Genomic DNA, 17,622 nt, shown 5'->3' with positions numbered 1-17,622 from the left:
CTCCCTGTTCAAGGAGGATGATGTCGAGATCCTAGAGGACCTGGTGCTCGCCGCCCACAACGACGCCAAGACCAAGGTCGAGCAGATCATGCAGGAGAAGACCAAGGCGCTGACCGCCGGCCTGCCGATCCCGCCAGGAATGAAACTGCCCTTCTAACGTTCGGTGGCGCTACGCCCATGATCGAAGAGCCCTCCGAAAGACTGATCGAGCAGCGTGTTCGCAGCAGGATCTACGAGATCCTGGAAATCCTGGCCGATTGCGACGCCGGCGTCGATCTTGTCGGCATCAGGGGCTACTTCGACCTGTTCGAGGATTACGTTCATCGCCCGTCTATCGAGGCCGGCGCGTCGGCACTGTCAAAGGACGAGCGTGTGATCGTGCTCGAGATCGCCGAATTCCTGGAGGCGGCCTGCGAGACAAATCCAGACTTCACCAAGGCCGAATTCATCGAAAGCGACTGGCCGGGAAAGATCGCGCCGACGGCCAGGAACGCACTGGCGCTCTTCCTCAGGCGCGGCCTGTTTTCGGAGAAAATCGAAGAGGTCGAACCTGGTCAGCCGGTCTCGATGGCTGCGGCGCGTTGACAGAATAAAGCCATGCAACTGTGCCAGTTTGGCAACAGTGCCTCGCTAATAACGTTTTAGCCATCATTTTGCCTGAAAGTGTCTCATTCTTGCCGCAGCCTGGGGGCGGGCATCGAAGTGAGGGTTACCTTTTGATTTCCATGCGATGGAAGACGCCGCTGTTGCTCGGCGCCGTCATTTCACCCTTGTTTTTGGCTGCCTGCAGCCAGACCACCTCGCACGGCATGTCCGTCGCCAGCCTGACCGACGCCATCACCCCGAGTTTCCTGAGTTCCCGATCTTACAGTCACACGCCAAAGGACAGGGAATGCCTGGAACGGGCGATGTTCTTCGAGTCCAACCGGTCGAGCCGTGACGGCATGATCGCCGTCGGCACGGTGGTGATGAACCGGCTGCGCTCCGGCAACCACGGCAGCACTATCTGCGAGGTGGTGGGCGAGCCCGGGCAGTTCGCGCCTGGCGTCATGACCCGGCCGATGAATTCGCGGGCCATGCCCGATGTCGAGGAAGCCGCCGACGCCGTGCTCAAGGGCGAGCGCAAGGGCAAGCTGAAGAACACGATGTATTTCCACACCGCCGGGCTGCGTTTCCCTTACAAGAACATGCATTACACCATGGTTGCCGGCGGCAATGCCTTCTACGAGAAGCGTGGCCGCAATTGGCAGCCGCTGCCGGATGAGCCGCAGGTCGCCATTGCCTCGGCGGCGCCCGTGAAGCCGGTAGCACCAGTGACGCTTGTCGCTTCCGCCGAGCCGGTGCGTCCGGCCAAGCCGGCAACCATCCGATCCGCGCCTGCCCAACAGACCTTTGTGACCGCCGCCGTGGTGCCGACCGCGAAACCCCTGCGCACCTCGGCCGAGCCGACGGTGGTGGCGATGCAAGAACCGATGGAGGAACCGGATGCCGCCCGTTTTGGCGGAACTCTGGCCAAGCCGGTCATTTCCTCGGTTGCGAACGCGCCGCAAGAGGCGTCGATGGGATTCCAGTCAACGCCGGAGAACACTGACGCCATCGGCGCGATGATCGCCAGCCAGAGCCGCCCGCTCGAGGTCAACTGATACGTACTCCATGGCCCGCCAGGACAATATGGCGGGTCATGCAGACGCGGGATGTTCCAAAACGCACTGAAAAATCCTAGATCAGAGCGATGTCCAAGCGAATCGCCGGTCCGGAGATCGAACGCCTGATCCAGCTCCTGGCCAAGGTGCCGGGGCTGGGGCCCCGTTCGGCCAGGCGTGCGGCACTGCATCTGATCAAGAAGAAGGAGCAGCTGTTGTCGCCGCTCGCCGCAGCCATGGCCGAGGCTGCCGACAAGGTGCGCATCTGCTCGACCTGCGGCAATGTCGATACGTCGGACCCATGCATGATCTGCACCGATCCGCGCCGTGACGCCGGCACCATCATCGTCGTCGAGGACGTTTCCGACCTATGGGCGCTGGAGCGGGCGGCAGCGATGAATGTGCGCTACCACGTGCTCGGCGGCACGCTGTCGCCGCTCGACGGTATCGGCCCCGACCAGCTCAACATCCGCTCGCTGATCGACCGCGTCGCCGGCGGCGAGGTCATGGAGATCATCCTCGCCGTCAACGCGACGGTCGAGGGTCAGACCACCGCGCACTACCTCACAGATCAGCTGTCCGGCTTCGACATCAAGGTGACACGCCTCGCGCATGGCGTGCCGGTCGGCGGCGAGCTCGACTATCTCGACGAGGGCACGCTGGCTGCCGCACTTCGCTCGCGGACGGCGTTTTGACGCAATTGGCGGAGAAGAGTCTGTGATGAGCGGTTTTCTTCAGGCGATTGCACGCCGACCCACCGGTACGAAGGAACGCCGACCTCGAAGGTTGGCAATTGCTGTCTTCTTGGCAGCACTTTTTGGTCTGTTGGCTGCCCCCGCCTCCGCTGCAAAAATCGACGACCAATTCCGCGCCTGGCTGCAGAACGACCTGTGGCCGGAAGCGAAGGCGAAAGGCATTTCCAAAAAAACCTTCGACGCCGCTTTCGATGGCATCAAGCCCAATCTGAAGCTGCCCGACCTAGTGAAGCCGGGCGAAAAGGCGACCACGCCGCAGAAACAGCATCAGGCCGAATTCGGCTCACCCGGCGCCTATTTCGCCGAGAAGACCATCGGTGCGGTGACGGCCGGCGGTCGGGCGCGCGAAGCGACCAATGCCCGCACGCTGGCCGCCATCGAAAAGCGCTATGGCGTGCCGGGCGAAGTGCTGCTGGCGATCTGGGGCCGTGAAACCGGCTTCGGCGCGGCGAAAATGCCCTATGATGCCTTCGAGGTGCTGGGCACCAAGGCGTTCATGTCGACCAAGAAGGAATTCTTTCGCACGGAGCTTTTGGCCGCACTGGAAATCGTCGAGCGCGGCCTGGCCCCGGTCGGCGCAATGAAGTCATCCTGGGCCGGCGCGCTCGGCCAGCCGCAATTCATGCCGACTTCGTTCCTGAAGCATGCCGTCGATTTCGACGGCGATGGCCGTGTCGACATATGGAATTCGACGCCGGACGTGCTGGCCTCGATCGCCAACTACCTCGTCCACTATGGCTGGGTGAGGGGGCGTGGCTGGGGCTTTGAGGTGACCGTCCCGGAGACGGTCTCCTGTTCGCTGGAGGGTCCGGACCAGGGCAAGACAATTTCGCAATGGGCTGACATGGGCATCAAGCGCGTTGGCGGCAAGCCGTTTCCGGCGAGCGAGCTGAAAGCCGAAGGCTTCCTGCTGATGCCGGCCGGGCGCAGCGGGCCGGCCTTCATCGCCACCCCCAATTTCTACGTGCTGAAGGAATACAACACCAGCGACCTCTACGCGCTGTTCATCGGCCACGGCGCCGATCGCATCGCCCATGGCGACAGCAATTTTGCCGGCAGCTGGGGCGCGGTCGGCGGGCTCTACCGGTCGGACATCGCCGCCTTGCAGCGGGCGCTGGAGGCCAAGGGCTATGATGTCGGCAGCGCCGACGGGCTGCCCGGCTTCAAGACCCGCCGGTCGATCGGCAAGTGGCAAGCCAGGAACGGCCGCGCCGCCACCTGTTTTCCTGATGCCGATCTGGTCGCGGCGCTGAAGTAGCTCCGATATTTAGCAGATTTTTCCCGATTGTGGCGGCATCAATTAGCCGGCGCATGCATCGACTCGCCCCAGCCCATTCTGGTCCAATACGCTGTCTTGCAAATGCTCGTTGCGGGCCAGAATGCCGCCGGATATGGTGTTGACCAATTGGACAAAAACCACGACGGTAAGTGGGCAGAGGGCCATTGTCGGCCCTGAAAAGAATACTGCAATCCTGAGCCGGGAACTCAGGTCAACAAAACAGGGAACAATCACAATGATGATGGAAAAGTTTGCTCTACGCTCGCGCATCCTGCTCGCGGGTGCCGCCATGTCCGCGCTGCTTCTGGCCGGCGCGCCAGCGGGCGCGGTCACCCCCGCCGACACCCTGGTCGAAGGTTTCGCGATCGACGACATCATCTCCATGGATCCGGGCGAGGCGTTCGAGTTGTCGACCGCCGAGGTCACCGGCAACACCTATGATCTGCTCGTCCGTCTCGACCTCAGCGACACCTCGAAGGTCAAGGGCGACCTCGCCGAAAGCTGGACCGTTTCCGACGACGGCCTGACCTACACGTTCAAGCTCAAGCCGGGCCTGAAATTCGCCTCGGGCAATCCGATCACCGCGGCCGATGTCGCCTACTCCTTCGAGCGCGCCGTCAAGCTGGACAAGAGCCCGGCCTTCATCATCGGCCAGTTCGGCATCAGTGGGGACAACGTCACCGAGAAGGCCAAGGCGGTCGACGACACCACCTTCCAGTTCGTAGTCGACAAGGCCTATGCACCGAGCTTCGTCTTGAACTGCCTGTCGGCAACCGTTGCTTCGGTGGTCGATGCCAAGCTGGTCAAGGAACATGTCGCCGCGGTCACGCCGAGTGCCGACTACAAATGGGACAATGATTTCGGCAATGCCTGGCTGAAAACCGGCTACGCCGGCTCCGGCGTCTTCAAGCTGCGCGAATGGCGCGCCAACGAAGCCGTCGTCATGGAGCGCAACGACAATTACTTCGGCGAAAAGGCCAAGCTTGCCCGCGTCATCTATCGAAACATGAAGGAAAGCTCGGCCCAGCGCCTGGCGCTCGAAGCCGGCGACATCGACGTTGCCCGCAACCTCGAGCCCAACGACCTCGACGCCATTGCCAAGAACGCCGATCTCACATCGACCAGCGCGCCAAAAGGTACGGTCTACTACATCAGCCTCAACCAGAAGAACCCGAACCTCGCCAAACCCGAGGTGCGCCAGGCGTTCAAGTATCTGGTCGACTATGATGCCTTGGGCTCGACCATCCTCAAKGGTATCGGCGAGATCCATCAGACCTTCCTGCCGAAAGGCGTGCTGGGTGAACTCGACGAGAATCCGTTCAAGCTCGACGTTGCCAAGGCCAAGGAATTGCTCGCCAAGGCCGGTCTGCCCGACGGCTTCAGCGTAACCATGGATGTACGCACCGGCCAGCCGACCACCGGCATGGCGGAATCGATCCAGCAGACGCTCGGCCAGGCCGGCATCAAGCTGGAGATCATTCCGGGCGACGGCAAGCAGACGCTGACCAAGTACCGCGCCCGTAACCACGACATCTATATCGGCCAGTGGGGCCAGGATTATTTCGATCCGAACTCCAACGCCCAGACCTTTGCCTCGAACCCGGACAATTCGGATACCGGCAAGTCCCATACGCTTGCCTGGCGCAACGCCTGGGACATTCCGGACCTGACCAAGCAGACGGAAGCAGCGCTGCTCGAGAAGGATGCGGGCAAGCGCGCCGATATGTACAAGGATCTCGAGAAGAAGATCCTCGACACCAGCCCCTTCGTCGTCATCCACCAGCAGCTGGAAGTGGCGGGCCTGCGCAAGAACCTCAAGGGCTTCGCGCTCGGTCCGAGCTTCGACAGCAACTTCGTCGGGCCGGTTTCCAAGGAATAACGCCGACGGACGCGCCGCATGAGCGCGATTGAAAACGAGGGCGGGCGCCGCAGCGCCCGCGCCGTCGCCCTTGCATCATCGCTCGGCCGTTTCCTGGTCATCGCGATCACGACCTATCTTGGTCTGCTCGCGGTCACCTTCTTCATCGGCCGCGTCATCCCGATCGACCCGGTGCTGGCGGTGCTCGGCGATCGGGCGCCGGCCAATGTCGTCGAGCGCACGCGCCGCGAGATGGGCCTCGACCTGCCGTTGGTGGAGCAGTTCTACATCTATGTGAGAAGCGCGCTACACGGTGATTTCGGCACCTCGGTGCTGACCACCAATCCGGTCATGACCGACATTCGCCGCGCCCTTCCGGCAACGACGGAACTGGCGACGCTGGGAACGCTGATCGGTGCATTGTTCGGCGTGCCACTTGGCGTGCTGGCCGCGGTCAGGCGTGGCAGTCTCATCGACCAGATCGTGCGCATCATTGGCCTCATCGGTTATTCCGTGCCGATCTTCTGGCTTGGGCTGCTGGCGCTGGTGCTGTTCTACGCCAAGCTGCAATGGGTGGCGTTTCCGGCCCGGCTCGACGTCGTCTACGAATACACCTTCGCGCCGATCACCGGCTTCTATCTCCTGGATTCCCTGTGGCAGGGGCAGTGGGACGTCTTCTATGACGCCTTCCGCCACATCATCCTGCCGGCCTCGCTGCTCGGCTATTTCTCGSTCGCCTATATCAGCCGCATGACACGCTCGTTCATGCTCAACGAGCTCGCCCAGGAATACATCGTCGCGGCCCGCGCCAAGGGCCTGTCGGAAACCCGCATCATCTGGGGCCATGCGCTGCGCAACGCAGCGGTGCCGATGGTGACGGTGATTGCGCTCTCCTATGCCGGGCTGCTCGAAGGCTCGGTGCTGACCGAGACCGTGTTCTCGTGGCCGGGTATCGGCCTCTACATCACCAATTCGCTGCAGAACGCCGACATGAATGCAGTGCTCGGCGGCACCATCGTCATAGGCTCGGTCTTCATCGCCATCAACCTGCTCTCCGATCTGCTCTACCGCGTGCTCGATCCGAGGACGAAGTCCGCATGAGCGCCGACGCCATCCAGACCCGTCGCGACTGGCTGCTCAGCGAGCGCCCGGCGTCGCGCATGCAGGCAAGGCTCGGCCGCGCCTATGTGGCGTGGCGGCGCTTTTCCGCCAACCGGCTGGCGTTTCTCGGCCTGCTCATCATTATTGCCTTGCTGGTCGTTGCCGCCACTGCCGGCGTGCTGGCGCCCTACTCGCCGACATTCGGCGACCTCAAGGGCTCGCGCCTGCTGCCGCCGAGCGCCGAGCACTGGTTCGGGACCGACGATCTCGGCCGCGACATCCTCTCGCGCATCCTCTACGGCTCGCGCTGGACGCTCTACGTGGTCATCCTGGTTGCCATCATCGCCGCACCGATCGGCCTCTTGGTCGGCACCGTCGCCGGCTATGCCGGCGGCTGGACCGATGCGATCCTGATGCGCATCACCGACATCTTCCTCGCTTTCCCAAAGCTGATCCTGGCGTTGGCCTTTGTTGCGGCCCTGGGTCCCGGCATCGAGAATGCGGTGCTCGCCATCGCCATCACCTCGTGGCCGCCATACGCTCGAATTGCGCGCGCGGAAACGCTGACCGTGCGCAATTCCGACTACATCAAGGCGGTGCAATTGATGGGCGCCTCGCCCTTCCGCATCGTGCTGCGCCACATCATGCCGCTCTGCATCTCCTCGCTGATCGTCCGGGTGACGCTCGACATGGCCGGCATCATCCTGACCGCCGCCGGTCTCGGCTTCCTTGGCCTCGGCGCGCAGCCGCCGCTGCCCGAATGGGGCACCATGATCGCGTCGGGCCGCCGCTTCGTGCTCGACCAGTGGTGGGTGGCCGGTGCGCCGGGCTTTGCCATCCTGATCGTCAGCCTTGGCTTCAACCTGCTTGGCGATGGCCTGCGAGACGCACTCGATCCGCGCAGTGGTGACCAATGAGCACGCTTCTCGACGTCGAGGATTTGCGCGTCACCTTCCCGACCCGCACCGGGCTGGTCGAGGCGGTGCGTGGCGTCACCTTCTCGCTCGGCCGCGAACGGCTCGGCATTGTCGGCGAGTCCGGCTCGGGCAAATCGCAGACCGGCCGCGCCATCATGGGGCTGACGCCGCCGCAGGCCCGGATATCGGCGAACAAGCTTGCCTTCGACGGCATCGACCTGCTCAGCGTCTCGCCACGCGAACGCCGCGCGTTGCGCGGAAAACGCATCGCCATGATCCTGCAGGATCCGAAATATTCGCTCGATCCGGTGATGAGCATCGGCCGCCAGATCGTCGAGACGCTGCGCACCCATGAAAAGGTCGGCAAGGCCGAGGCGCGTGACCGCGCGCTGGCGATGCTGGAAGCGGTGCAGATCCGCGACCCGGCCCGCGTCTTCGACCTGCATCCGCATGAAGTGTCAGGCGGCATGGGCCAGCGCGCCATGATCGCCATGATGCTGATCGCCGGGCCGGAAATGATGATCGCCGACGAGCCAACCTCGGCGCTCGACGTCACCGTGCAGCTCGATGTGCTCGGCATTCTCGACCGGCTGGTCAGCGAGCGCGGCATGGGGCTGATCTTTATCTCGCACGATTTGCGTCTGGTTTCGTCCTTCTGCGACCGTGTCATCGTCATGTATGCCGGCAAGGTGGTCGAACAGCTCAAGGCGTCCGAACTCGGCCGCGCCCAGCATCCCTACACGCGCGGCCTGCTCAACTGCATGCCCAAGATCGGCGCTGACCGTCACCCGCTGCCGGTGCTCGACCGCAAGCCGGAGTGGGCGGCATGACAGCAGCGATTGCCGTCGACAGGCTGGGAGTGATCTTCGACCGCTTTCACGCGCTGAAAGGTGTCAGCCTCGACGTGCAGCCGGGCGAATCCTTCGGCCTGGTCGGCGAATCCGGCTCCGGCAAATCGACGCTGCTGCGAGCCATCGCCGGCCTAGCGCCGGTTGCGTCGGGGAGCATCACCGTCAACGGCAAAAAACTTGGTACTCGCCGCGACAAGGCCTTTTACCGCGAAGTGCAGATGGTCTTCCAGGATCCGTACGGCTCGCTGCACCCGCGCCAGACCGTCGATCGCCTGCTGCAGGAACCGCTCGCCATCCATGGTTTTGCCGACGGCGAAAAGCGCATCCAGCGGGCGCTCGACGAGGTTGGCCTCGGTAACGGTTTTCGCTTCCGCTACTCGCATCAATTGTCGGGCGGCCAGCGTCAGCGCGTGGCGATCGCACGTGCGCTTATCCTCGAACCGTCGATCCTGCTGCTCGACGAGCCGACCTCGGCACTCGATGCCTCGGTACAGGCGGAGGTGCTCAACCTTTTGGAAGAGGTCCGCCGGCGGCGCAAGTTGACCTTTCTGATGGTCAGCCACGACCTCGCCATCATCACCCATATGTGCGGGCGGCTGATGGTGATGCAAAGTGGCGAGGCGGTGGAGAATCTGAGCGCGGACGACCTTGTCGAGCGGCGTGTGACGAAGGATTATACGCGCAATCTGCTCAGGGCGAGCGAAGGGTTTGTGCGGGCGTAGCTGATCTTTCCACGTCGAGTTCCGTCGCGCCCCCCTCTGGCCTGCCGGCCATCTCCCCCTTGAGGGGGAGATTACTCGCGCAACCGCTTCGCCAATTACAAACGGCGGAAGGTTGGCGAGGCAACTGAAACCGCCAATCTCCCCCCTTGAGGGGGAGATGTCCGGCAGGACAGAGGGGGGCGTGAAAGAACGCGACACTACTCGCAATTTGCCCTCAGGCTGCCCCGCCTTCCGGCACCGTGTCCCCGTGCGCGCCCTCGCTCCCCAATCCCTGCTTCGGCTCCTTGATCCTGAACCACGTCACATAAAGCGCCGGCAGGAACAACAGCGTGATCGCGGTGCCGGCGATGATGCCGCCCATCATGGCATAGGCCATCGGTCCCCAGAACACCTCACGTGCGATCGGAATCAGAGCGAGACTCGCGGCCGCTGCCGTCAGCGCAATCGGCCGCATGCGGTGCTCGGTCGCCTCGATCACCGCCGCCCAGCGGTCCTTGCCTTCGTTGACGAGGTCCTCGATCTGCACGATCAGGATGACCGAGTTGCGGATCAGGATGCCGATCAGCGCCAGCACGCCGAGGATGGCGACGAAGCCGAGCGGCGCGCCGCTAGGCACCAGTGCGGCCACCACGCCGATCAGGCCGAGCGGGGCGACAGCAACGACCAGGAACAGGCGCTGGAAGCTCTGCAGCTGCACCATCAGGATGGTCGCCATGACGAACAGCATCAGCGGCACGACCGCGGCGATTGGTCCCTGACTTTTAGCGCTTTCCTCGACCGAGCCTGCGGTCTCGACCGAATAGCCCGGCGGCAGCTTGGCGATAAAGGTATCGACGGCTGGCCTCAGTTCGTTGACCACGGTCGCCGGCAGCGTGTCGCCGACCAATCCGGCGCGCACGGTGATCGTCGGAATGCGGTTACGCCGCCACACCGTCGGCTGCTCCAGCTCGTAGCGGAAGTTGGCCACCGCCGCGAGCGGGATCGCCTCGCCGGTGCCGGTCGGCAACTGCATGTTCTGCAACGTGCTGATCGAGCCGCGTTCGGCATCGCGTGAGCGCGCCACGACGTTGATCAGATAGGTGGCGTCGCGCACCTGCGTGATGGTGTCGCCGCCGACCGTGCTGTTCAGTGCGCTGGCGATATCGGAGGAGGTGATGCCGAGCTGGCGCGCCTTGTCCTGCAGCACGTCGACCCTCAGCACACGCTGGGGCTCGTTCCAGTCGAAGGTTGGCGCGGCAAGCTTCGGATTGGTCGAGATGAGGCCGGCGAATTGCTGCGCCAAGCCGCGCACCGTCTGGATGTCGGGACCGCCGACGCGGTACTGCACCGGGCGGCCGACCGGCGGCCCCAGTTCGAGCGGCTTGACGAAGGCATCGGTGCCGACGAACTCCTCGCGCAGCAGCTTCTCCAGTTGCGGCTTCAGCCGGTTGCGCGCCTCGATGCTCTTGGTGACGATGACGGTCTGGCCGAAGTACGGATTGGCCGGTTGCACGTCGAAGGCGAGCAGGAAGCGCACCGCGCCCTGGCCGATATAGGAGCTGAAATGATCGATGTCGGGGTTGCCGGCCAGCGCGCGCCCTTCGAAACGCTCGATCTGGTCCCGGGTCTCTGTGATCGACGAGTTTTGCGGCAGGTTCCAGTCGACGATCAGCTCCGGCCGGTCGGAAGGCGGAAAGAACTGCTGCTGGACTAGGCCGAAGCCGGCTATCGAGCCGGCAAACAACAGCACCGTGGCGATGATGGTCAGCCAGTGATACCGCACAGAGCCGATAAGCACGCGCCGGAACAGTGACGTGAAGCGACCCGGCTGGTCGTGGTGCTTCGTCTTCATCGTCGCCGGAAGAATTGTGACGCCGAGTAGAGGTGCAAACAGCACGGCTACGATCCATGATACCAGAAGCGATACCGCGATGACGACGAACAGGGTGAAGGTGTATTCGCCGGCGGCGCTGTTGTTGAGGCCGATCGGGATAAAGCCGGCGACCGTCACCAGCGTACCGGTCAGCATTGGGAAGGCAGTCGATGTGTAGACGTAAGTCGCCGCTTTGCGCAGATTGTCGCCGACCTCAAGCCGCGCCACCATCATTTCGACCGCGATCATCGCGTCGTCGACCAGGAGACCGAGCGCGATGATCAGCGCCCCCAGCGAGATGCGCTGCAGCGAGATGCCGAGATAGGCCATGACCGTGAAGGTGATGGCCAGCACCAGCGGGATCGACAGCGCCACGACGAAGCCGGCGCGCATGCCGAGGCTGATGAAGGACACCGCCAGCACGATGGCGACCGCCTCGAACAGCGCGCGCGTGAAGCCCGAGACGGCCTCCTCGACGATGACCGGCTGGTCCGCGACCAGATGCACACCGACGCCGACAGGCAGGTCGGCCAGCACCCTGTTCATCTCCGTGTGCAGCGCCTCGCCGAACTGCAGCAGATTGGCGTTGGGCTTCATGCCGATGGCGAGCGCGATAGCGTCCTGGCCATTGAAGCGGAACAGCGCCGTCGGCGGATCGACATAGCCGCGCGTGATCGTCGCCACATCGCTGAGCCGGAAGAAGCGGTCGTTGACGCGCAGATTGATGGCACGCAGACTCTCTTCGGACGTGAACTGGCCACCGACGCGCACGCTGATGCGCTCCGGTCCGGACTCGATGACACCGGACGGCGTGATCGCGTTCTGCGCTTGCAGGCTGGCAATGATCGCTTGCTGGTTGAGGCCAAGGGCGGCGATCTGGCGGGTCGAGAATTCGAGATAGATCGCCTCGTCCTGCGCGCCGACGAGATCGACCTTGCCGGCATTCGGCACGGTCAGGATTTTGGTGCGGACGTCCTCGACATAGTCGCGCAGCTGGCGCGGCGTCAGCCCGTCCGACGTGAAGGCGTAGATGTTTCCGAAGACATCGCCAAAGCGGTCGTTGAAGAACGGCCCCTGCACGCCTTGCGGAAACTGCGTCCGGATGTCGTTGACCATGTTGCGGACCTGAATCCAGTTCGGCACGACATCGCGCGCCTTGGTGGTGTCCTTCAGGTTGACGAAGATGACGGTCTGGCCGGCGGTGGTGACGGATCTGGTGAAATCGAGGCTGTCGAGCTCCTCGAGCTTCTTCTCTATGCGGTCGGTCACCTGCTGCCCGGTCTCCTTGACCGACGCGCCCGGCCAGTTGGCCTGGATGATCATCGTCTTGATGGTGAAGTTGGGATCTTCCTCACGACCGAGATTGAGGTAGGAGAAGATGCCGGCCACCACGAACACCAGCATGAAGTACCAGACCATGGAGCGGTGGCTGAGCGCCCAGTCGGAGAGATTGAAGCCCTTCATCAGACGCCGCCCTCTGGCACTCTGACCTTCTGGCCTTCGCTCAGGCTGTGGACGCCGGCTGTGACGACGCGCATACCGGCTTCCAGCCCTTCGGCGACGGTGAAGGTAGCGGCGCCCTTTGCGGCGACCTTGATTTCTTTGGCGTTAACGCTCGATGTCTGCGCATCGACGATCCAGACCTTGTCGACGCCGTCGCCTTCAAACAGTGCTGACATGGGCAATTCTATCGTCGGCGTAACCTTGGTTACGCGGGTCGCCGTCACTGTCGAGCCGAGTCGGAAGGCTCGCGGCGGATCGGTGAGCGTCAGCCGCACGCGCCGCGTGCGGGTCGAGCCTTCGGCCTGCGGCGCGATCTCGCGCAGCTTGGCCTCGGTCTGGATCGTCGGCTGCGATTGCAGGATGACCTGGAATGGCGTGCCGGCCGTGAGGTCACCGATCAACTGGTCGGGAATGTCGACCACCGCCTCGCGCAGGTCCGAGCGCGCCACCGTGACGACCGTCTGGCCAGGCGAGACCGTCTGGCCGACCTCGGCGCCGGTGGCGGTGACAACGCCGTCGAAATCCGAGAACAGCCGCGCGTAGCCAAGCTGCTCCTGCGATTTGGCAAGTGAGGCCTTGGCCCGTTCGACGCCGGCCTCCGCCGCTTTCCTCGCCTGCTCCGCCGCATCGAAGGCCGCCTGCGTGGTGTTGGCGGCGGCAAGCAGCTGGCGCTGGCGTTCCTCGCTGCCTGCGGCGTTGGCGAACTGCGCCTCGGTATTGGAGAGTTCCGCCTTGGCGGCCTGGACGGCCAGCTCCAGTGCGGTCGGGTCGAGCGCGGCGATCGTCGTGCCCTTGCTGACGATGTCGCCGACATTGACGTCGCGCGACACAACCCGGCCAAGCAGGCGGAAGGCGAGGTCGGCACTGACCTGCGGCTCGACCGAGCCGGCAAAGCCGAAGGTCTGGGTGGTGCGCGGCTCGATGACTATCGACAGCACCGGCCGGATGATCTCGGGCGGCTTTTCCTCGGACTTCGAGCAGGACACGAGCGTGCCAAGTGCAAACAGGCCAAGCATGAGGTGCGGCAGCCTTCTCATTGGCCCGCTCCCGATATCTCGACCGTTTGCCCGGGACTGAGCAACTGCCCGCCTGCCGTAACGACACTTTGGCCTGCGTTCAGCCCGCTGGCGATGACGACCGTGCCCGATTCGAATGCCAGCACCTCGACCGGCGCCGTCACAACCGCCTTGGTCGAGGGGTCGACGATCCAGACAGCCGGTTTGCCGGCAGTGGAGGTCAGCGCCTGCCAGGGCAACAGGATAGCCTTCGTCGGACTGGCGCTGACCGAGCCGATGACAGCCGCGCCCAGTGGCATACCGGCGGGCGTGTCGGGAATGGCGACCTTGACCCGGATCGAGCCCGAAGCCGGATCCACCGCTGGCGAGACTTCGCGCACCTTGCCCACGGCCTTCACCTGCGGGTCGGACAACAGCGTGATCGTCACCGTCGGCGATGGCGGTGTTTTGGCAACCAATGTTTCCTGGACATTGAACACCGCGTCGCGATCGCCGTCCTCGGCGACGGTGAAGACGGTCTGCGCCGCCTGCACCACCTGTCCGGTTTCGACCTGGCGGGCGGTGATGACGCCGGCGGCACCCGCCTTGAGCTCGGTGTAGGACAGGTTCTGCTGGGCGTTGGTGAGTGCGCTCCGTGCGGCATCGACACTACCTTGCGCCACCTTCAGCGCCTGATCGGCGGCGTCATAGTCGCGCCTGGTCGTAAAACCCTGGGCAAGCAGCGTCTTCTGCCGCTCGAAGGCGGCGGCGGACTGGGTCAGCTGTGCCTGCGCGGCGTCAAGATCGGCCTGTGCCGAGCGCAAATCGGATTCCTGCTCCTGCGGATCGATGCGGGCGAGCACAGCACCTTGATCGACATGCTGGCCGACATCGACCAGCCGCTCGGCGACGCGGCCACCCACCCGGAACGACAGATTGTTCAGCGTGCGCGCCGCGATCACGCCGGTCAGCGAGGTCCTTGGCGAAAAGTCTGCGATCGCAACTGTCTCGGTGCGCACCATCACCGGCAGCCTGTGTTCGGCTGCCTCCTGCTTCTGGCAGCCGGCCAGCAGCAGGCTCGCCATCGCGCAGGCAAGGATTGAGGTGTTTCGGTACGGCAAAGGGCTTGGGAGCAATGGTTGCAAGGCGGACGATTTCGCGTTCCTGCTCATGGCTTCCCCTGCCTGCGTAGGACGCTCCCTCCGCGGAGCCTCGCGGGCCGTCCAAAGATAATCGATCCCGATGAAAAGGGAACCTCTCTCGTACGCGCATCGGTCGACTGGTCAAGGCGGCGCCCGGCGGCAGGCCCAATCGCCTGTCGACGGTGCCGACTTGAGGAAAACGTGAAATAAGGTCAGAAGACGTGTCAGCGACATCAAACAAGAACGGGCGCCGGCCCGATGAGGGATCCCATGAAGAATTCAGCCATTTCCGAACGCAAGAACCAGTCCATCTCGCGCGGCGTCGGCATGACCACGCAAATCTACGCGGACCGGGCTGAAAACTCGGAGATCTGGGATGTCGAGGGCCGCCGCTACATCGACTTCTCGTCGGGCATCGCCGTCGTCAACACCGGTCATCGCCATCCGAAGGTGATCGAGGCGGTCAAGGCGCAGCTCGACCGCTTCACCCACACCTGCCACCAGGTGGTGCCCTATGAGAGCTATGTGCGCTTGGCCGAACGGCTGAACGGCATGCTGCCCGGCAAGTTCGAGAAGAAGACGATCTTCGTCACCACCGGCGCCGAGGCGGTCGAGAACGCCATCAAGATCGCCCGCAACGCCACCGGCCGCCAGGCGGTCATCGCCTTCGCCGGCGGCTTCCACGGCCGCACCTTCATGGGCATGGCGCTGACCGGCAAGGTCGTGCCCTACAAGGTCGGCTTCGGCGCCATGCCGGGCGATGTCTACCACGCGCCGTTCCCGGTGCCGCTTCATGGCGTGTCGATCGCCGATTCGCTGGCCGCACTCGACCGGTTGTTCAAGGCCGATGTCGATCCGGCCCGCGTCGCCGCCATCATCATCGAGCCGGTGCAGGGCGAGGGTGGCTTCTACGACGCGCCGCGTGAGTTCCTGACCGCGCTGCGCAAGGTCTGCGACCAGCACGGCATGCTTTTGATTGCCGACGAAGTGCAGACCGGCTTTGCCCGGACCGGCAAGATGTTTGCCATGGATCACCATGAGGTGGCGGCCGACATCACCACCATGGCTAAAAGCCTGGCCGGCGGCTTCCCGCTGGCCGCGGTCACCGGCCGTGCAGAGATCATGGATGCACCCGGCCCCGGCGGGCTCGGCGGCACCTATGGCGGCAGCCCGATCGGTGTCGCCGCCGCGCATGCCGTGCTCGACGTGATCGAAGACGAGAAGCTTTGCGACCGTGCCAACACGCTGGGTGCACGGTTGAAGCAGCGGCTGCAGTCGATCCGTGACGACGTGCCCGAGATCGTCGATATCAGAGGCCTCGGTTTCATGAACGCCGTCGAGTTCAACGACGTCAAGAAAGGCCTGCCGTCGGCCGAGATCGCCAACGCGATCAGGCTGAAGGCGCTCGACAAGGGGCTGATCCTGCTGACGTGCGGCGTCTATGGCAACGTCATCCGCTTCCTGGCGCCGATCACCATCCAGGACGGCGTCATGAACGAGGCGCTTGACATTCTGGAAAGCTCGATCCGCGAAGTCTGCGCTGCCTGATCGACGGCGCGTCGGCCTGAAGGGCCGGAATTATCCAGCCGCTCTGGCTGGTTCACCCTCAAGGAAGGCGGCCAGCGCCGCCTTCAGGCCTTCGGGGCCTGCCGCAATTGTCTGCGGCGTCGGCGAGAAGCCGGCGCCGAGCATTTTGCGGCCAAGCATGTGGTCGCCGGGCCGGTTGACCGATTCGATGCCGAGCAGCCGGTCTCCGGCATAGTGGTAGATCGAGAACTTGTTGTCGGGCAGGTCGCCCAGCACGACATGGCTGTCGCCGCCGGCGGTCAGGCCGACCATCTGCAGCTTCATGTCGCCGATGTCGGACCAGAACCACGGCACCGCCGAATAGGCGTCCGCATGGCCGGTAACGGTGCGTGCGGCGAGCCGCGCCTGGTCGGTGGCGTTCTGCACCGATTCCAGTCGCACGTCGCCGCCGGTGAACCAGTGCCGGTAAGAGGCGGCATCGCCAATGGCGAGGATTTCTGGCGCCGAGCTGCGCATCTGGTGATCGACGCGGATGCCGTTGGCGACAGCGAGGCCGGCTTCCTGCGCCAGCTCGACATTCGGCACGGCGCCGATGCCGACGATGACCATGCGTGCTGGCAGCCTTTCACCGGTTGAGGTGATCGCGGCCGAGACATGGCCGTTTTCGCCTTCGAGCCTTGCAATCGAGGTGCCGGTGAGGATGCGCACACCGATCGCTTCCAGCCTTTGGCGGACATGGCTCGCCACGACCGGCGCCACGGCGCGGCCGAGCAGCCGGTCGACCGCTTCGACCACCGTCACCGTGCGGCCGGCCGCCCGCAGCGTGGCGGCGATCTCCAGACCGATGAAGCCGCCGCCGAGGATAACGACATCGTCGCTCTGTGCGCTCAACTCGCGGATCAGCCGCGCATCAGCCAGCGAGCGCAGCGACAGCACGCCGGAAAGCTCTGAACCGGCCAGCGGCAGGGTGCGCGGGCGCGAGCCGGTCGCCAGGATGAGGTGATCGAAGGCAAGCGCGCCACCACCGGCAACGTCCAGGCTACGACGGGGAGCGTCGATACTCTCGATCCTGACCCCGGGCCGGTAGTCAATGGCGCTGCCGGTGTAGAAGGCCTCGCCGCGCAGCGGCTGCGGCTTGGCCTCGGCGTCCTTGATGAAGGTCTTCGACAGCGGCGGCTTGTGGTACGGCAATTCGTTCTCGTCACTGACGAGGATCACCGGTCCGTCATAACCCTCCTCGCGCAGACTTGCGGCCGCTTGCACGCCCGCATGACCCGCGCCGACAATGACCACACCGTTCTTCATCGCATTCCAATCCCTGTCCAATTCTAGGATGTCCCGCCAAGTGGCAATTGTCTGGCACCGCCGCAAGAGAGCTTTTGCGGGTCGCACCCGGAATGGCGGCTGTCAATCGCAGCGTTCGTCGGCAAGACCCGGGCATAAAGTTGACTGTCGTAGTTTAGAATAATTCTAAACT

General features: G+C 64.1%; 15 protein-coding genes. 11 read left to right on the top strand and 4 right to left on the bottom strand.

Annotated features, from left to right (window positions below; translation table 11 throughout):
• From ACXJ7R_RS09350 to ACXJ7R_RS09305, 10 genes are all read left to right on the top strand, one after another.
• Positions 1–157 (top strand): YbaB/EbfC family nucleoid-associated protein (locus ACXJ7R_RS09350; protein ID WP_457151589.1); only part of this gene is annotated, 157 nt, incomplete at its 5' end.
• 20 nt (positions 158–177) lie between these two features.
• Positions 178–585, top strand: a complete 408-nt coding sequence (locus tag ACXJ7R_RS09345) for a hypothetical protein (RefSeq protein ID WP_457151588.1) — start codon at positions 178–180, stop codon at positions 583–585.
• Between the two features lie 131 nt (positions 586–716).
• Positions 717–1,643: a cell wall hydrolase gene (locus tag ACXJ7R_RS09340; RefSeq protein ID WP_457151587.1), complete on the top strand. Its 927-nt coding sequence runs from the start codon at positions 717–719 to the stop codon at positions 1,641–1,643.
• 89 nt (positions 1,644–1,732) lie between these two features.
• The gene (gene recR, locus ACXJ7R_RS09335; protein WP_457151586.1) at positions 1,733–2,338 is read left to right on the top strand and encodes a recombination mediator RecR; all 606 of its coding nucleotides are present in this window, start codon (positions 1,733–1,735) and stop codon (positions 2,336–2,338) included.
• Positions 2,339–2,363: 25 nt separating this feature from the next.
• A complete protein-coding gene (locus tag ACXJ7R_RS09330) occupies positions 2,364–3,656 on the top strand; it encodes a lytic murein transglycosylase (RefSeq protein WP_457151585.1) in 1,293 nt (430 codons plus the stop codon).
• 256 nt (positions 3,657–3,912) lie between these two features.
• Complete coding sequence (locus ACXJ7R_RS09325) at positions 3,913–5,556, top strand: ABC transporter substrate-binding protein (RefSeq protein WP_457151584.1); 1,644 nt, start codon at positions 3,913–3,915, stop codon at positions 5,554–5,556.
• A gap of 18 nt (positions 5,557–5,574) precedes the next feature.
• Positions 5,575–6,636, top strand: a complete 1,062-nt coding sequence (locus tag ACXJ7R_RS09320; protein ID WP_457151583.1) for an ABC transporter permease — start codon at positions 5,575–5,577, stop codon at positions 6,634–6,636.
• Positions 6,633–7,553, top strand: coding sequence for a nickel transporter permease (gene nikC / locus ACXJ7R_RS09315; protein ID WP_457151582.1), 921 nt, complete (start codon positions 6,633–6,635; stop codon positions 7,551–7,553). The genes ACXJ7R_RS09320 and nikC overlap by 4 nt, the downstream gene beginning before the upstream one ends.
• Positions 7,550–8,383, top strand: coding sequence for an ABC transporter ATP-binding protein (locus ACXJ7R_RS09310; protein ID WP_095082464.1), 834 nt, complete (start codon positions 7,550–7,552; stop codon positions 8,381–8,383). Before nikC ends, ACXJ7R_RS09310 begins: the two co-directional genes overlap by 4 nt.
• Positions 8,380–9,126, top strand: coding sequence for an ABC transporter ATP-binding protein (locus tag ACXJ7R_RS09305; RefSeq protein ID WP_457151581.1), 747 nt, complete (start codon positions 8,380–8,382; stop codon positions 9,124–9,126). The genes ACXJ7R_RS09310 and ACXJ7R_RS09305 overlap by 4 nt, the downstream gene beginning before the upstream one ends.
• Positions 9,127–9,340: 214 nt before the next feature.
• On the opposite strand, the gene ACXJ7R_RS09300 is transcribed toward ACXJ7R_RS09305, so the two are convergent.
• From ACXJ7R_RS09300 to ACXJ7R_RS09290, 3 genes are read right to left on the bottom strand one after another with little or no spacing between them, the layout of a single operon-like run.
• Positions 9,341–12,442, bottom strand: coding sequence for an efflux RND transporter permease subunit (locus tag ACXJ7R_RS09300; RefSeq protein WP_457151580.1), 3,102 nt, complete (start codon positions 12,440–12,442; stop codon positions 9,341–9,343).
• Positions 12,442–13,518, bottom strand: coding sequence for an efflux RND transporter periplasmic adaptor subunit (locus ACXJ7R_RS09295; RefSeq protein WP_457151579.1), 1,077 nt, complete (start codon positions 13,516–13,518; stop codon positions 12,442–12,444). The genes ACXJ7R_RS09300 and ACXJ7R_RS09295 overlap by 1 nt, the downstream gene beginning before the upstream one ends.
• Positions 13,515–14,561, bottom strand: a complete 1,047-nt coding sequence (locus ACXJ7R_RS09290; RefSeq protein WP_457151578.1) for an efflux RND transporter periplasmic adaptor subunit — start codon at positions 14,559–14,561, stop codon at positions 13,515–13,517. Before ACXJ7R_RS09290 ends, ACXJ7R_RS09295 begins: the two co-directional genes overlap by 4 nt.
• 327 nt (positions 14,562–14,888) lie before the next feature.
• Here ACXJ7R_RS09290 and ACXJ7R_RS09285 point away from each other — a divergent pair, with 327 nt between their 5' ends.
• On the top strand, positions 14,889–16,166 hold the full coding sequence (locus ACXJ7R_RS09285; RefSeq protein WP_457151577.1) for a 4-aminobutyrate--2-oxoglutarate transaminase: 1,278 nt from the start codon (positions 14,889–14,891) through the stop codon (positions 16,164–16,166).
• Between the two features lie 30 nt (positions 16,167–16,196).
• Here the strand turns inward: ACXJ7R_RS09285 and ACXJ7R_RS09280 are convergent, their stop codons facing one another.
• Positions 16,197–17,450 (bottom strand): NAD(P)/FAD-dependent oxidoreductase, encoded by a 1,254-nt coding sequence (locus ACXJ7R_RS09280; protein ID WP_457151576.1) that lies wholly within the window; start codon positions 17,448–17,450, stop codon positions 16,197–16,199.
• Between the last annotated feature and the right edge of the window lie 172 nt (positions 17,451–17,622).

It is taken from the genome of Mesorhizobium sp. P5_C1 (assembly GCF_054049815.1).
This window is presented reverse-complemented; position numbering and strand designations above follow the sequence as displayed.

Bases quoted from the DNA above. Each gene is read 5' to 3' on its own strand.
- nikC (WP_457151582.1), top strand. From the start codon at position 6,633: ATGAGCGCCGACGCCATCCAGACCCGTCGCGACTGGCTGCTCAGCGAG.
- ACXJ7R_RS09305 (WP_457151581.1), top strand. From the start codon at position 8,380: ATGACAGCAGCGATTGCCGTCGACAGGCTGGGAGTGATCTTCGACCGC.
- ACXJ7R_RS09330 (WP_457151585.1), top strand. From the start codon at position 2,364: ATGAGCGGTTTTCTTCAGGCGATTGCACGCCGACCCACCGGTACGAAG.
- ACXJ7R_RS09280 (WP_457151576.1), bottom strand. From the start codon at position 17,450: ATGAAGAACGGTGTGGTCATTGTCGGCGCGGGTCATGCGGGCGTGCAA.
- ACXJ7R_RS09300 (WP_457151580.1), bottom strand. From the start codon at position 12,442: ATGAAGGGCTTCAATCTCTCCGACTGGGCGCTCAGCCACCGCTCCATG.
- ACXJ7R_RS09295 (WP_457151579.1), bottom strand. From the start codon at position 13,518: ATGAGAAGGCTGCCGCACCTCATGCTTGGCCTGTTTGCACTTGGCACG.
- recR (WP_457151586.1), top strand. From the start codon at position 1,733: ATGTCCAAGCGAATCGCCGGTCCGGAGATCGAACGCCTGATCCAGCTC.
- ACXJ7R_RS09285 (WP_457151577.1), top strand. From the start codon at position 14,889: ATGAAGAATTCAGCCATTTCCGAACGCAAGAACCAGTCCATCTCGCGC.
- ACXJ7R_RS09345 (WP_457151588.1), top strand. From the start codon at position 178: ATGATCGAAGAGCCCTCCGAAAGACTGATCGAGCAGCGTGTTCGCAGC.
- ACXJ7R_RS09290 (WP_457151578.1), bottom strand. From the start codon at position 14,561: ATGGCGAGCCTGCTGCTGGCCGGCTGCCAGAAGCAGGAGGCAGCCGAA.
- ACXJ7R_RS09310 (WP_095082464.1), top strand. From the start codon at position 7,550: ATGAGCACGCTTCTCGACGTCGAGGATTTGCGCGTCACCTTCCCGACC.